Origin of the sequence: Rhodococcus sp. NPDC056743 (assembly GCF_042790355.1) — a bacterium.
GTDB lineage: Bacteria > Actinomycetota > Actinomycetes > Mycobacteriales > Mycobacteriaceae > Rhodococcus_F.
In genome coordinates this window covers 22,334-37,872 of sequence record NZ_JBHTZI010000015.1, presented here as the reverse complement: position 1 = coordinate 37,872, position 15,539 = coordinate 22,334, and the positions used below count along the sequence as shown (strand labels likewise).

The following is a 15,539-nucleotide window of genomic DNA, read 5'->3' as shown; positions in this document are numbered from 1 at the left end:
TTCTCCCCTAAGCCAGGAAAGTGTTGGCGAACTGCGGCTGACGGCCCTTGGTCCATGAAAGATCTCGCACAGTGGAAGCAGCTGATACCTGTTGAACCACCACACCGATCTCGATCAGGAACAACTCGTCCAACAGTTGTGTGCTGAGGTCCGCGTACAGCTTCTTGGCGGCGTCGCTCGAACCTTCCGGCTGCTGCCATGCCGCGTCGGCGGCAGCGGAGTATGCCGGCGAACTGAACTTCGACGCATTGTGTGCGGCGTTAAACGGGTAGGCACTGACGGTCAGGGTCGACGGAACATACTGCGCAAATGTGTGACTGGTCAGCCACAGTCCCTTGAATTCGGCGCCGATCAACTGCTTGAAGAAGACTGTCGCCTCGACTGGATCCAACTCGACTCGAATTCCCGCCTCCGCAAGATTTGCCTGCACGATCTGCGCTGCTGCTTCGAAGTCCGGACTGGCTCCGGTGTACGTCAACGGAATAGTCGGAAGCGTCCCGACCTCACGCACCAACGCCCTGGCCTTGGCAACATCACGCGCATAGGTCGAGTTCTTGGCTGCGTCGTAGGCGGGCGACGACTTCGGCCACGGCAGATTCACGGCGTAGCCGGCGTCGCGGTACACCTCACTCATGATGCGTTCGCGGTCGATGGCATATGCCACGGCTTTCCGGGTTCGCACGTCGGTCAATCCCTCAGCCGTCACGTTCGCGCCGATATAAGTTTGCAGTTCCGCCCCGTCGAGCGCTGTGGTCTCGAAACCATCTGTCTTGCCGACTGTCTGCGAATCACGGAACGTCAGCGCCCCCGGCGATACGAGCGCAACCTGACCCGACTTGAGAGACGTCAGACGCGCTTGTGAATCGGGCACGATACGAGCCTCGACGCGGTCGAGAAAGGGGCGTTCCGCAACCCAGTAGTTCGGATTGCGATCGAAGGAGATCGAACTGTTCGGAGTGCGCGAGGTGAAGACGAACGGTCCTGTCCCGATAAAGGATTCACCGGTGACTGCCTTGTCGAAGGTCTCCGAGTCGAAGATCGGCGCCAGATCCAGCAGGTCGAAGATGTTGCCGGTTCGGTGCGCGAGTGTCAGCACCAGCTTGTTCGGATCAGAGGAATCGTAGCCGCTGATCGCAGCCGCTGTGCTGCGCAGCTGCGCGGAGAACTTGGGATCGGCGTACGTACGCAGCGAAAACTCCGCATCCGCAGAGGTGAACGGGCGACCACTGTGGAAGGTGACATCGTCGCGCAGATTCAGCGTCAACGTCAGACCGTCGTCCGAGAGCTTCCAGTCCTTGGCGAGAAGAGGTTGCGGCACTACGGAATCGAGTGGATAGCGGGTCAACGTCTCGAAGACAAGGCCGGAGATGGTGTTGCCGGCAATTGTCGTACTGGTCAAGAGAGCAGACGGGGTGACATCGTCCGGAATTGCCAGCGTGAGCGTGCCGCCTCGCACCGGATCCACCGATTCATCTGCATCAGAACGCTGTTCACCAACGGCCGAGGAGCACGCTGCCAGCGAGCCAGTACCTAGAATTGCGAGTGCGGCAATAGCGCTGCCACGGAAAAAGGCACGGCGATCGAGCCCGGCCGTCGGAAATGACGAGTTCACGGAGGTGAAGTCCTTCGTATGAGGGTGCGGAGCAACGCGCGCTGAGCGCGGCACGCAAAAGGGAAAGTGGTCGTCCTGGTGGCCTCGAAGAACCCGAACTTCGGATCAGTTCAGCGGGTAATGAGAGCTACACCAGCCGGTGTGGCGCTGAAGAAGTCAGCGCAGACATCGCAGAGGGACGGACACGGTAAACCTTCCGGTCAGATTCAAGGCACTTGCCTTCGTGAACACACTTAATCATTTCCCCTCATGTTGGGGAAATAGTTGGACTCACGGTGATCCGAACTCACCAATCTCACGTCCGCTCAACGAGACCGGACCTACTATTCCCTGCTCATCGCGGTAGCGTCCGGAAATCCCACCCTGATGCCAAGGAGACAGATGCAGCCCGAAAGCCCGGCCGAACAGATCCGAACCACACTTGCGCGGATCGCCCACCTCGCCGATACGGGAACCGTCGACGATTACGTCGAACAATTCACTCGGCAAGCCGAATGGACGATGCCGCCCAACCCGGACCGAGGGTTGCCCCTACAGGTCCGGCGCGGACGCGAGGAAATCGCTGCCGGCGTGCGCGAACGCCGCACCGCAGGCATTCAGGGTCCGGGCACCTTCACCCGCCACGTCACCACCGCAATCGCCGTCGAGGTCACGTCGGACACAACAGCCCGTGCTGAAGCGGTGTGGACGTTTTACGTCGACACCGCCACGACGCCTCGTCTCAGTGGCGTCGGAAGTTACGCCGACGAGTTCGAACTGGAAGACGGCCGCTGGCGACTGTCACGGCGCATCATCGCGCGCGGCTGACGATCAGTCCTCTTCACCGGTGATCGACTCACACCAGTCTTCGACTTGGTCGATCCCCTCCTCTGTCCACTCCGGGCTCTGATCCTCCAAAGCGTCGAAGACACTTTCGCAGGTCAGGGTGTCCGGCAGGCTGTCGGAGCCCGGAGCCGCAGAGCCTTCCGCGGACGCTTGGGCAACGGGACCAGCAACCAGAGCAACTGCCACGGCGCCTGCCCCGACCAGGCTTTTCACACGCATGGCTTCCTCCTCCACACTTGCAGACCTTTTCGGGGTACCCGAATACTCATGCCCTACTCACCGAGTTCGCGATCGGAAAAGGCCGCTGGTCAACGTATCGGCGCGTAGTCGCACGCGGGCGAAAAGCGTTCCTGCCTTAGCCACAATGTTCCCTCGGCCGGTTGCTCCATGACGCACTTCGGTATCGGCGGCACGCATCGCGTCGTTGACGATCGAAGTCAGCCCCGTCCAATCAATCTGTTGCAGTGGAACACCCGGAGAATCAAACTGCGGGAGCTCCGGTAGCGGTGGCAACTCCGGCATCGCCAGTGCGTCGAAATTGCCGTAAAGCCAATTGAACTCGGCGCCTTGCACCACTCGATCGGACAACACCGTCGAATCCAGACCGGTTATGGCCTGTGCAACCCCACCCAGCTCGGGAACTTCGACGAATCGGACAGCGGGTGGGTCGAAGGCATACACGATGTCGCTGGGCCGCTCGGTGGTTCCACTCGGATTTGATGCGATCAGACGGAATTGCCCAGACTGCCTCAACGTCAACCTGTGCCTCGACGCGCTGATGTCGAGTTCTTGAACCTCACCCCACGGAGTTTCGAGCTTAAGCCTCCGGTGACCCTGAACACTCCAGGTGAATTCGATGGATTGATGACGAATCCCGTGTTCGGGATCCGCACCGAACATCTCGATCACAGGTGGAGCCGAATGCGCGATGGTCTGCGAGTACAGATACGCGTACCACTCGACGGCCGACGGGCGCGCGCCAGGATCCGACCCCAGTCCTCGTTCGAACATCTCAATTCCGCAGTGGTCTACACGTCCGACCAACGCCGACAACGGTGACGACTGCGAAGTCTGCTCAGGAGCAGCACCAAGTACGTCGCGAAATATCAACGACAGTTTGAAGAGATCAGTGCCTACATCTTGAACTCTCTCCTCGCCAATGCATTCCGGTGGCGTCATACCCGGCGAATGCACTCCGGGTCCGGGCCACGGAGAGTCGACGGCGTGCATGAACTCGGAACCGATCATGACCACGTCGATGGGTGAATCGCTCGTGACCACGCGCAGCGGCCCGATGTCGCCGAACACAACACCTCGAGAATGGAGGAAGGCCGTCGCGCGCGCGATCTGAGCACAGTAGGCCGAGCGCACGATGATGTCATCGGGTTCGACAATCACCGATGCACCCGCATCTTTCGCGTGGGCGGGATTGTTCAACCAGTCCAGAGTTCGAGCTACCGTCACACGGCCCGAATAGGGTGTCTGCACTTGCTCTTCGAAGCGTCCCGGGACCACGGCAGTCAGGTACCCCACGGCGACACCGCTCGACTCGACAAGTTCGAGTGGCCACAGAAAAGACGCGTCGAGCGTAGAACGCTCCCCCGGCGTCAGGTTCACACGAAAATCGATCAACCAGCGCACATTCGCGACGACACCGTCGCTCGCGTTCTCGAACTCGCGGAAGAGACAGCGGAAACCACGTCCGACTCCCTTCGGAGACTTCACCTCGAACGCCGGAAAACCCTCCGGCGATTCAACATTGCGGAGGATGCTCAGTCTCGTGACATCAACACTCATACCCGACCCACCAGAAAACTAGAGCAATCACGACACCGCATATCCCACACCTCGCATCGCTGCGCTCACAGCAGCGCTTCCGATCAATTCGCCGCACCACTCACCCGGCCGTTCGAGTATTCCTCGCACCAGTATCTGACAGACAGAGACAAAAAGCTCCGGAGTCAACGAGTTGTCAGCGACTGTCCTTCGATCTCTCGGCCCTATCCGACCATGCACCGTCAGCAACGCCGACGCCGCATCATCCCCGATCAACCACACCAACATCGCAGGTGCCGTGGAGATTTCAGCGTTGCCGCGTTGGCTGAGAACGGCGGGAGCCGAGCCGACAACCACCGACACCACGGTTCGAGAAGGTCGTTCCAGGAAAGGCCTACCCTTCTTGCCGTGGGCGCAGTTGACCAGACTGTTGAAGGACACATGCCCACCGACGTGTGTGACGCTGACAGCAAACAGGTCCGAAAGAATCGGGCGACGTGCACACTCGTCGGCTATCCAGTGCGTCAACTGTTCGACAAGGCCGCGAGCCAGCTCTTTCGCGCCGTCGTCGACCACAACACGAACGTCGATGTGCGAGCGGACAATCCCCTCGATCTCGAGTTCGATGCTCATTACTGCATCGACTCGGGCGGCTGTAGGTGTGAAGCCGGACCGTCGGCCCAGGTCGTCTCGGACATCCAATGCGGCAACGGGCCGGCGGGCGCGCCGCCTGTCGCGGGACTCTGCGGATACCCTCCACCGATATACGGAGCCGTGACCGGGTTGCGCGGCTTGTCCAACACCACACCTGGTGCTGACGACCTCGCCGACGGTGATTGCTCCGACCGACGGGTTTCCACGTCACTCGCCCCGCTTTCGGGGCTCAATCGAGCCTCGCCGATCAAACCACGTTCCCAGTCACGTAGCCGTTCGGTCGACACACGCTTTGCATGCCGACTCCATTGTTCGAGTGCCTCGTCGACGACCTCAGCTTGGTGCGCAACTACTGTCTCGTTGACCTTGAGTACTGTTTCCTGCTGCTTGCTGATGCGGTCCTGCTCGGCTTCGAACTCGGCATCTCGGCGGAACTCCGACACCCGTTTGCGGGTATCGATTTCTTCCGTCGCATCGCGCTTCTCTTCCTCTTCGAAGGCTTCGACCAACTCGTCGTACGGCGTGCGGGTACCGGCGTTGGACATGACTTTGAAGAGCACCGGAAGCAATTCGATCAACATGAACAGCACCGAAACCGCCATGTGCGCCATACCCGCGGTGCCGTCGCTGCCGGAGAGATCGTTGAGTGCTTTGAGCCTGGCGATGATTCCCTTGTTTGCCTGTTCGAGCGCATACGACCCGTTCTGGGCGCTGTCGACCTGGGTGCGCAGCGTCTCGACGTTCTGCTCGACCGCCGGTAGATCACGTTCGGCGTCGGCGACGGCCTTCTCACTCTCCTGCAGCAGGACATCCTTGAGTGTGGCGACGACCGAGGCCTTTTCGACTTCCTTCGCCCCGATCTGCTCGACTGTTTCCTGCCACAGCTTCTCGGCGTCGGACGCAAGTCGCTTCTTCTCGACACAAAGCGCCGCACAACCAGGCACTCCCGTTCCGGCAGTACCCTCTTCTTCTTCCAGGGCCCTCGTCCGGGCCGCGTCGTAATCAGCTTTCTGCTTCGCTGCCGTTGCCTCGAGTTTCTCGATTTCGGCCTGGACCAGTCCAACTTCCGGGTTGGCAGCCGGGTCGGCCGTGGGGCCGGCGTTGATCAACGCACGCATCTGCGCCAACTCGGCTTCCGCCTCGGTCAGGTCTGAACTCAATGTCGAATCCTTGAGGTCCGTCCTCAATTGCTCTTGTGACGCAATGATGTTGCGATTGAGCTGAGTTTCGATTTCGGTTTCGAATACCTTGAGCATCAACGGAGTCGAGATGACAAAGCCGATGACTATCGCCAACACTACTCGAGGAATCGCGAGCATCACGCTGCGCCCGATGCGCTTCTCGTGCGAAAGCCCGATTACGAGCAGACGGTCGAGGTTGAGAATCGCCAGCCCCCACACCATTCCGCCCGCAAGAGCTGTCCATCCTGTGGCGATACCAGTGATCGTCAACGCATAGGCAGCTGAAATGGTGGCGAATCCGGCTGTCGTCAACAGCACCGATCCCATGGCCGTCTGCTTGGCGACCGAGCCTGGAAGTCTCTCCAGAACATCGACGCGTGAGCCCGCCAAGCGCGCAAGATAATACTTCTTCGTCATACCGATCCATTTCAATGCCTTCGAGGGAAGTCGAAGGCTACTTGTTCAACCGACCGAATCTGGCCAGCGTAAGGGGGAAGAGGATGTAAATCATGGTGAGAGAACACAACATCGGCAACGCGGTGGGCATCTGCCACATCCGCACGTACCCCACTGCCGAATAGCACGAGTTCGCCACCGTCAGTCCGGTCCATTCTTGAACGAACTGACAGGGTGCGTACGACGGCCGGGTCGGTGTGGAACCGTAAATCGCATCCGGTGTCGTGGCGCCCTGCCACCCGTCGGTCATCTCCGCAACAGTGGTCGGCGCGGCCATTGCCGCGAGATCACCGCGAAAGAAGACTTGCACGACTGGAATGGACAGCATCGCAGCCAGAAGAACGATCACCAAATAGGTTGTAGCGCGGTACATCCTGCTCGTCGACGCTCCCGGACCGATGCGTTGCAATCCGGAACCAATCCAGCGATGCAATCTCTGTACATAGAAGAGTGAGGCAACTGCGACGACATACCCGAGAGGTCGCCACAGGATCGAACCGAACGCTATCGCCGACAGAACCGGCATCATCGTCACCACCAACAGCGACGCCGAGTAAGGATCAGTCAATTGACCACGTACGTAGGCAGTGCGGCGGGTAGCAGAATCGATCACCCGGGGCCGTCCACGACAACGCCGTACGACGTCGCCAACTCCGCGAGGCCACCGTCATACCCCTGCCAGACTGATCGTGCCCGCCAACGGCCTGCCCGAATGTAGAACTCGCCCACGATCATCGCCTGTTCAGTGGTGCCATGCGTACAGATCGAATCGGCGACCGGAACTTCGTTGTCGGTCAGAACTATTCGCAGCGGGTTCAGCTGGCTGAACGACCCGGCCCCGGTGATGACGATTCCCAAGGCCACTCGGTGGTACCGCGGCGCCAACGCTCCGAAATCAATGTCCACACGCTGCGCCTCGGGCGTCAGCACGGACAGCGCAACCGCACCTCCGCCTCCCACCGGGGAATTGTAGAAGACAAAATCCTCGTCGGTGCTGACCGTGCGGCTCTCGTCGAGAAGGAAGGCCACAAGATCAACCTCCAACGGACTCGACCCCGGTTGCGTCCACGACACAGAGCACCCCAATCGCACAGTGTCGGCGGAGAGATCTGCGGCTTCACCCATCAGCAAGGTCCGAATTTCCGGCTGAGCCACAGCAGGATTCGGGGTGGGTGCTTGCACTGGTTCCGGCAACCGGATCAACGGGTCGGGCACGTGAACCGCAGGCTCAGGAGTAGGTCCCGCGGTCAGGCGATCACGCCACGCTACAGCCGCATCGCGGCCGCAACCGCCGGCGACGGCACCCACCGCAAGGTTGAAAAGTTCGGTCTGCTCGACAAGCGCCCAGGGTGAGTGCTCTCGGATAACTTCTGCCGCAGTGCTCATCGACTCGTGCATCTCCGGCGTCGACGCCACTGTCATCGCCAAGGGCCACAACCGATGCAGCGTATCGGCCGCAAATTTCCTGTCTATCGACTCCTGAAGTTCGAACGCCGCGAGCGCTGTCTCAGAATCAACGAGTACCGCCTCAGCCAAGAGCGACCAATGCGTTACGGCGACAGACGTTCCTCGTTCGGTCTGATGTGGGTCGATCGACATCTCCCCCAGACTGCAGTTGTCGTCCTCTCCGATCACAACACCATCGGATCCCGCCCACAGATACAGATTCGCCGTGGATACCGTGATCAGGTGTGCACCGTCGCGAACCTCTTCGCGGCCATCGGCGTGCCGGCACCGGATTGCCTCTGCGGAGCTGGGTGCGCACAACATGGACACCGCGCCGACCCATAGCCGACCCACACGCTCGTCCGCTACTCCCAGAACGACTACAGGACCCCCCTCGACTGCTGCACTTACCGCATCGAGGAGCAGACTGAGCAATCCTGTTCTCCAGGTGCCTGATTCGAGCAGGAAATCGAGGATCTCTGCTCGAGCTTCCCTACCCGCTTCCGGAACCGAGTGAGTCATGACGTCACTGCCAGTGCCACACGCCGCGGGTCGCAAGCACCCAACGAACCGGATCGAGACATCTGAAGGGCGTGATCCCACTGGCGTGCAAGCGATCCCCGACCGGGGATTCACCCAATGCCGATACCGCGAAGTATCGGTTGGACAGCGGGCGTCCGGTGTGCGGCTGGTCTACCGACATCACCATCGGCGTGGCATCAAGCTTCTTGAGGAGGCTGCGGACTTCTTGGTTGAGAAGCTGACCATCACCGTCGTGATACGGCGCCGATCGCAAACTGAAATCTCGGGAGAACGCGGCGCCGGGGTTCGACATGATCCGACTCCAATCGCTTCCCTCGACGCTCTGAAGTGACTGCAGTGCATCAAATTTGGACAAGATTATGGCGAGGTTGGGTGTTCCCAAGCCGATGATGCCGAGGACCGTGCGCAGCACTGTTCGGGGATCTCCGCCGACTCGTTCCTGCGTGGGCACCAGATCGTGCAGTTGGTTGGTGACCGATTCGACTTTGAGCGGATCGAACATGAAGAGCACGCCGTCTGCGTGCGCAAAGAACTGCAACCACGGAGCACGTGCGTTTTCCGGGTTCTCCAAGTCCTCACCGGCGACGTCGCGGATTACGAGGATCTGCGAGACGTTGTTCCAATGACCGAGACTGAAGATCAAAGGTTCACGCTGATAAGGATTGCCGGTGTGCGCTGCGGGTGTCGCCTCGAGGATTCCCCGGGCCTCGTACAGCGGGGTCTCGTAGTGGTCCCGGTACGTCGCCTCAGTGGTGCTGTCGAAGGGTTCGACCACAGCACCCCAACTCTCACCCAGCAATTGCAACTGCTTGATCAACACCGCGATGTACACGGTCTTACCCGTGGCCCGCGCTCCCGCCATGGCGATGCAGGTGACCTGTGCGTTGCGCCAACCGTCCACAAGGACGTAATGGCAGGTCGGGCACACTTCGCGAACGGGTCCACCCAGTTCGAGTTCTGCGTGTTGCGGCGGCGGTGCCCAGCCCGCGTGTGCATCCACCGGTCGGCGCAACTCGATGATCTTGCGCGAGAGCACCTGACCACCGTGGTAAGCGCTCGCGACAGGATCAGCCTCGGTGGTCGTACCCGACGCTTGGGTCCAGGCAAAGTGATCGGGGGTCAAGCTGACGAAGCAGCGTGGGCACTTGCTCACGAGAAACCACCGGTGGTCGAATCGGACATAACAGGAGACAGTAGCTGCGAAATGATCCGCGACAGTTCACTCGGGTCGGACGTGAGAGTTTCGACCGAGCGCGGCGAGATCACTGCGCAGTAGGTGCCCGCCGGAATCGATGCCGGTACCACCTCCGACAGCAGTACCAAATGACGAATAGTCGACGACGAATCCGGCACTTCTGCAGAGAAATCGGCCGGCACCGAGTCGGTGATCGTGTAGACGATATGCCTCGACGCGGCAGCTGCCGGTACGGACGGAACCGACTGAAAGCCCACACCCATCGATGCGGAGTCCAGAACGCCCTGTACCGCAGCCTTCAAATCCCGCAGCGCACATTCCGGTACGAGCGTCGATCGTGCGCCGAGCACCGACACGGTTGGTGTGGCATCGCCGAGCACCGTGGACACCCCGGCCAGCAGATCTGCGACTGTTGCGACACTCGAGTCGTCGAATCGATGCACCATCGACATGGAACTGTCGATATCGATGGCGACCGAGTAGCACTGTGCGTCGCGAAGCCGATCGGTACGCAGGATTCCGCGGGCACTCGAGCGAGCCAGCGATGCCAACTCTCCGAGCGCGACATCGACTTCGGTTCTGCGCGCCGCGATCTCGAGCGATTCGGCGCCCAGCGTGATCGTCGCCAAATCGGCACGGTGCAGTCCCGACACATCCATCGGGCGAAGCTCCGCTCGATCGGGGTCCAGATCGTTCTGACTGTCGACCCCGATCGTGACGCGCAGGACCGTGCCTTGAGGAAACGCGATCTGCCCATCAGCAGGCCTCGCGGACACAGTGGTCACGTCCGCGATTCGCGGAAGAATCATCAGACCAGGACGGGGATGCACAGCGCCCGTCGACTGACCGGACTGCGTTGACGCGGACAGCTCGACGCCCACCCCACCGGCGTCGGCGCTGACGGCCAACGGTCGGCGCGGAAGATCTACTCTCCCAGCTCCATCGAGCACATAAGCGGGCATCAGCGCTTCCTCTTTCCAATCCAGAGTTTGGACAACATTTGATTTTCCTTCGATTCGTATGCTGCCGCCGCGAGATGATCCAACCAACTCCAGGCGTGCGGCCGATACTGATCGATCACGGCCTGTGAATCCACGAAGCGCCGACGCCGTATTTCGTCGCGGAACATGTCGGCGATCGGAGACGGACCCTCTCGGTCGAAGCCCTGGAGATCCGACAGCGATTTCCCGGCCACAGATTCCAGAAGACCGTTCCCATCGTCAGAACCGAGACCTACACGGGTCAGCACATCAGCTTTGCGCCGCTTACTCCCCGGCGCGCCGCTCGTCATGAGCATGACTGTTGCCAGGAGCCACTCACGATCGATGATCCGCGAGGTAATCAGTTCGGTGATATTGGCACTGACATAGCCACTCGATCCGAGGACTGACCGCCTCAAAGCATCCACCTGAGCGGCACCTACAAACGGAACAAATGGCGCAGCGTATCTGTCCCGAGACCACCTGGAAGCGAAGAGTAACAACATCATTCGATCGACCATGTCGCCGGTCAGCGCAGCAATCTCAGCAGCGTTCATTCGGCAAAAGTCGACGAGAGCGGGTCGCATCCGAGTTACCTCGAACTGCAACTCGGCACCGAACTCTGCCCACCGGCCTGTTGAGCGCAACCGTGCCCACGCCACGGCACAGTCATCCTTGCGCTGATTGGGAGGCGTCACAATCACGCTGCCGTCGCGGCGCGTATCGGCTTGGGTCGTCAGCACATGAGCCGCAGACAGAGCAAGATCGACCGAACCTTGATCACCTGTGTGTGACAGAACTATTCGTTGAAGAAATCTCGGCGGTATGATGCCGGGAAAGCGCCAAACCAATTCTTCGAGATCTTCGTCCGGTAAGTGCGTCGAGGTGAGAACCTTGCTCGCATCGCCGACCACAAATCCGCCGTTGTGCGCCTCCCACAAAACCCGCCACAACGCCTGCGGCACAAACTGTCCCCACCCGTTCAGATCATGCTCATCAGAATTGTCGAGCCTCCGAAGCACCAGATCAGAAGCCAGTGCGACGCTGGACTCTGCCACTACCTCCGCGTTCTCCCGGATACTTCCGTCGGTGGGAAGGTCGTCGACAAGCAGCATCCATTCGATGACCGCCTTGGGCACACGCCTACCCAGCGGGCGACTGACGAAGTACGCCGCACCCGTGCCATCGGTAATGCAGCTCCGGAGCAGCGCCCTCAGCGGAGCCTCGACCGACAAAACATCGCGCACGAACTGCGGTGCCACGGAATCGTCCAAGAGAAGTGGCACTACCGCCAGGTCGACAAGTTTCTGCACGACGTTGACGATCGCGTCATCCACGAGGCCGGAGTGCATGATCAGATCTGCAAACCGAAGTATCTCGACCTCGACGAGGAATGGTGTATCCGATTCAGCCGGTGAATCCTTGCCCTCGAGGCGGTCGAAGAAATCTTCCGCTGTCTTCTGAACATCCTCCAAAAGCCGCCGAGAGGGTTGCGATTCGAAGTTGCCGAACAACTTGAGTTGGGTGCCGGATCCCATCGACCAGCCCGGATTGTTTCGGACAAAACGCAGGAACGCAGTCCACCGCGCGTCGATCTCGACAGAAGTGGAGATCGGCATCGCAAGAATATTGTGCAGATTCGGTTCTCCCGACTCCGTCGCCCCAGGTACATGCCCGGGTGCGCGAGCAACGGATACTGCTAGCGCCGCCGCCGGTTCCGGCAGCTGAATCCGTCGCAGTGGCTTGGGGGCACCGTCGAGCACTCGTCGCGCTTCGATGTGTGCATCACTGAAACTGTTGTTCTCGGACACGAGCGCAGCAAGAGGCCAAGCGATTTCGGCGCCCCGCACGGGATCGGTTTTCGCAATCTCGTCGAGCTTCCCCAACGCACCGAGTGCGGTCTCAGCATCGAGGAGAACCGTCTGAGCCAGAACCGACCATTCCGATACCTGGACCTCGGCATTGCGCTCGGTTCGATGCGATTCAGAATTCGATCCGTCGGCGGAACCCAATTCACCGAGGGACGGGGTTTCGACTTCGCTGAGCACAACCGTATTCTCCGGCAGTTCCAAGTCGGCCAGATCCTCGACCGGCACGCACACCACATGCGCATTCAGCGCGTCGATATCCTCCGCGCTGGGTCTACGTTCGTAGGTAGAGAAGTAGAAGTGGGATGCCGCCGACGATGGCATCAGCGCACTCACCGCGCCGATCCACTGTGCGCCGCGGTCAGGATCTTCGACCCCGAGAATCACCGTGCCGCCGTGGTGCATTGCGTGATTGACCGCATCGAGGAGAACACACAACACACCGATCCTCCAGACCTCGGGATCGAGGACGAAGTTCACGATCTGCGACAGTGCCACCGATTTGCCCTCGGGAAAATCCGCGGTAGCGCGCAGTGTCGAACCGGCAACCACATCGGCCCCGTACGGCGTCAGCCACCCGGTCGAGTGCCACAGGGAAATCGGTCGACGCAATGGCGGAAGATCCGGCGTTCGGTCCACGAGTGCGTGGACGAACACGTTGCCTGGGCGACCCGAAGCATCTGAACCGGCCGGTGTGGAATGCCAATACGCAACGGCGCCTGCCGGCAGAGGTCCGTAATGCAGCCGACGTGGCCGTGAATCGATCTGTTCTTGCGTTGGAAACTGCGGCGGCGCAACAACTGTCTCTAGCCGAGTGTTGACGCCCGCGCGCACGACCTCCTGCTCGTTTTCGTCCAGATCGCCTGCGAGATCTTTCACCTGCCAGCCGCCGAGCGCTTGCCCGCGTCCGACGCTTGGCCGGTCGAACGACGTGTACGTCAACTGACCGTACCGAGGCGCGGCAATGTCCGCGCGTGCGATGACTACCGTCGGAAAATCACTCCCGGAGAAGAAGTCACTACTCATCCTGCCTGCCCATCTCTGCCGTCAACCCAGAGCTTCTCGACAGACGGATCGATCAGGGCAAAGGTGCTTCGATGGCTCGGGCGGAGGTCGGCGAACAGACGGATGTATCCGTAGAGTCCCCTGATATCAGCGCTCCACGTCGCTGCCCGATCTGCTCGACTGAGCTGGTGCGGCTGAAACTGCTTCGAACGTCCGTTGGCTTCGGATCCAGCCGACCACACATCCACTGCCGTTCCGTCCGTCGAGCTCAGAGGCAGACGATGGGCGTTGTACACCAACACAAAAGGCGGGGAACCGTTCGTATCGCGTTCCGGCGCAAGAGTGATGTCGACGGTGGAACCCGCGTTACGCAACTCGACGTCGTACTGAACACGCAACAATCCCGGATAATCCACGACGCTCGGAGCGCCAAGTACTTTTGCTCCGGCGGTGTACGACACGGGGACCACATGCACCGAGCAACCGATGGCCGGCAACTGCGCCGGGAAATGCAGCCCACCGTCTCGCTCGTATTTGCTCCTCGAAATCTCGTGCCCCGCAGGCTGAGCCAATGCACTCGCCGAATCCATGTCGCGTGTGCTGACGTATACCTCGATGGCAGCTGCGCCGTCCGGCCAGGCGAACGTGAGAAGTTGTTCTGCGCAGCGCTCGACAACCCGCAGATGCCGAACAGCGCCAAGCGGACGGGTAGCAGAGACCGTCTTCCCGACCTGAACCGTGTTGTCGAGTGTTGTTACCGGTGTGAAGTAGGCGCGTGTCCACCCGCGTGGCCAGGACACCCCCGCCATCAGGCAGCTCCCCGTCTGAGCGCCCTTGATCGGATGAATCAGGCGGGCATCACTCGGCAGTCCGCCAGACGCTTCCAACGCGCCTTCCGCCAGAATCGACTCCTCGATACCGGGTTTCGGGCCGCTTTCCGTCCGGTAGATGACAACCTTGCCCACCGGAGGACTTGTCCACCGCAGGTCGAATCGTGGCTCATCTGCGTCACCGTACGTATCCACCGACAGATCGTGTACCGGAGACAGAACAACTGAGACTTGCACGACTGATTCGACTGCCGGCGACAGTTCGGTTCCGTTGCCTACCGGCACCTCGCAGATCGCACGGTAGAGATAGCGTTGACCGCGCTCGGCTGTCGAATCCACGAAACCGCCGAGATTGTCGTCGTCGGGATGGATTCGAACCGGACCTCCGGCGCCTGGACCACCCGCTATCGCCAACCGCATCACGCGGACGACCTTGACCCCGGGCCAGGTGTCCCACCGGCCGATCACGGTGCCTTCGTCCTCGGAGATCGCCAGATCGACTACGGGACTGATGATTTGAGCGGTGCCGAGGAGAATTGGCTGTTCAGAAGCCGCATTGTCGACAGTTCGCCCGACGTGGCACCACACCTGGACGAATCGCACTGCCGAGCTCGGCCCACGCAGATCCAGCAACGACGTATCCGTCGTGACGCCGAGTAGCTCACCAGCCTCAGGCTTGTATGCCGGGTGTTCCTCGCTGGAGACGACCCGATAGAGGACAACAGAGTCGGAGGCGGCAGCGTACGCTTCCCACTCGATGCGGTGGCCACCCTGTGACTTCTTCGCCGCCAGCTTCGTGTCGCTGTTTCCGTCCGTCGAATAGTCGAACTCGCAGAAATCGTCGGTACTCAGATCCACCAGATTTGCCGCAATCGGTGACTGCGAAACCGCCACAGCCTCGACAACCACATCGTCGGCAGCAGTTGTTCTCGGCGTGGCCGGATCCGAACTCGTCTCACCAAGTCCGGCAATGACATTCGCAATGTGCCCGGCCATCGGCTTGGCCGTGCGCGGCAACATCGATTCGATTTCTGAGCTCGTTCGACGATTCGACCGCGCAATCTGCGTGAGATGCGCGTCCTTGATCACGCCGATCTGCAGTTGGTCGGCGGCAATCGCGCCCGATCGCCATTGCTGAAGTGCCTCGAGTACCTGTGCGCTCATCGCT

General features: G+C 60.6%; 12 protein-coding genes. 1 reads left to right on the top strand and 11 read right to left on the bottom strand.

Annotation, left to right across the window (positions count from 1 at the left end; genetic code table 11):
- Nucleotides 1–7 precede the first annotated feature (7 nt).
- Entirely contained in the window at nt 8–1,612 is a 1,605-nt protein-coding gene (locus tag ACFRFQ_RS28795; RefSeq protein WP_378665021.1) for an ABC transporter substrate-binding protein, read from the bottom strand.
- Between the two features lie 381 nt (nt 1,613–1,993).
- On the opposite strand from ACFRFQ_RS28795, the gene ACFRFQ_RS28790 reads away from it, so the two are divergent.
- Complete coding sequence (locus tag ACFRFQ_RS28790) at nt 1,994–2,419, top strand: nuclear transport factor 2 family protein (RefSeq protein ID WP_378665020.1); 426 nt, start codon at nt 1,994–1,996, stop codon at nt 2,417–2,419.
- Nucleotides 2,420–2,422: 3 nt separating this feature from the next.
- On the opposite strand, the gene ACFRFQ_RS28785 is transcribed toward ACFRFQ_RS28790, so the two are convergent.
- The 10 genes from ACFRFQ_RS28785 to ACFRFQ_RS28740 are packed head-to-tail and all read right to left on the bottom strand — an operon-like array spanning nt 2,423 to nt 15,535.
- A complete protein-coding gene (locus tag ACFRFQ_RS28785) occupies nt 2,423–2,656 on the bottom strand; it encodes a hypothetical protein (RefSeq protein ID WP_138872646.1) in 234 nt (77 codons plus the stop codon).
- A 57-nt stretch (nt 2,657–2,713) separates the two neighbouring features.
- A complete protein-coding gene (locus ACFRFQ_RS28780; RefSeq protein ID WP_378665019.1) occupies nt 2,714–4,234 on the bottom strand; it encodes a hypothetical protein in 1,521 nt (506 codons plus the stop codon).
- 27 nt (nt 4,235–4,261) lie between these two features.
- Nucleotides 4,262–4,846, bottom strand: a complete 585-nt coding sequence (locus ACFRFQ_RS28775; RefSeq protein ID WP_138872644.1) for a hypothetical protein — start codon at nt 4,844–4,846, stop codon at nt 4,262–4,264.
- The gene (locus tag ACFRFQ_RS28770; protein WP_378665018.1) at nt 4,846–6,465 is read right to left on the bottom strand and encodes a DUF4407 domain-containing protein; all 1,620 of its coding nucleotides are present in this window, start codon (nt 6,463–6,465) and stop codon (nt 4,846–4,848) included. The genes ACFRFQ_RS28775 and ACFRFQ_RS28770 overlap by 1 nt, the downstream gene beginning before the upstream one ends.
- A 37-nt stretch (nt 6,466–6,502) precedes the next feature.
- Nucleotides 6,503–7,117, bottom strand: a complete 615-nt coding sequence (locus ACFRFQ_RS28765) for a hypothetical protein (RefSeq protein ID WP_378665017.1) — start codon at nt 7,115–7,117, stop codon at nt 6,503–6,505.
- The gene (locus ACFRFQ_RS28760) at nt 7,114–8,472 is read right to left on the bottom strand and encodes a TerD family protein (RefSeq protein ID WP_378665016.1); all 1,359 of its coding nucleotides are present in this window, start codon (nt 8,470–8,472) and stop codon (nt 7,114–7,116) included. The genes ACFRFQ_RS28765 and ACFRFQ_RS28760 overlap by 4 nt, the downstream gene beginning before the upstream one ends.
- 4 nt (nt 8,473–8,476) lie before the next feature.
- Entirely contained in the window at nt 8,477–9,646 is a 1,170-nt protein-coding gene (locus ACFRFQ_RS28755) for a hypothetical protein (protein ID WP_138872640.1), read from the bottom strand.
- Nucleotides 9,643–10,650 (bottom strand): hypothetical protein, encoded by a 1,008-nt coding sequence (locus ACFRFQ_RS28750; RefSeq protein WP_378665015.1) that lies wholly within the window; start codon nt 10,648–10,650, stop codon nt 9,643–9,645. Before ACFRFQ_RS28750 ends, ACFRFQ_RS28755 begins: the two co-directional genes overlap by 4 nt.
- The gene (locus tag ACFRFQ_RS28745) at nt 10,650–13,562 is read right to left on the bottom strand and encodes a hypothetical protein (protein ID WP_378665014.1); all 2,913 of its coding nucleotides are present in this window, start codon (nt 13,560–13,562) and stop codon (nt 10,650–10,652) included. Before ACFRFQ_RS28745 ends, ACFRFQ_RS28750 begins: the two co-directional genes overlap by 1 nt.
- The gene (locus ACFRFQ_RS28740) at nt 13,559–15,535 is read right to left on the bottom strand and encodes a hypothetical protein (RefSeq protein WP_378665013.1); all 1,977 of its coding nucleotides are present in this window, start codon (nt 15,533–15,535) and stop codon (nt 13,559–13,561) included. The genes ACFRFQ_RS28745 and ACFRFQ_RS28740 overlap by 4 nt, the downstream gene beginning before the upstream one ends.
- Between the last annotated feature and the right edge of the window lie 4 nt (nt 15,536–15,539).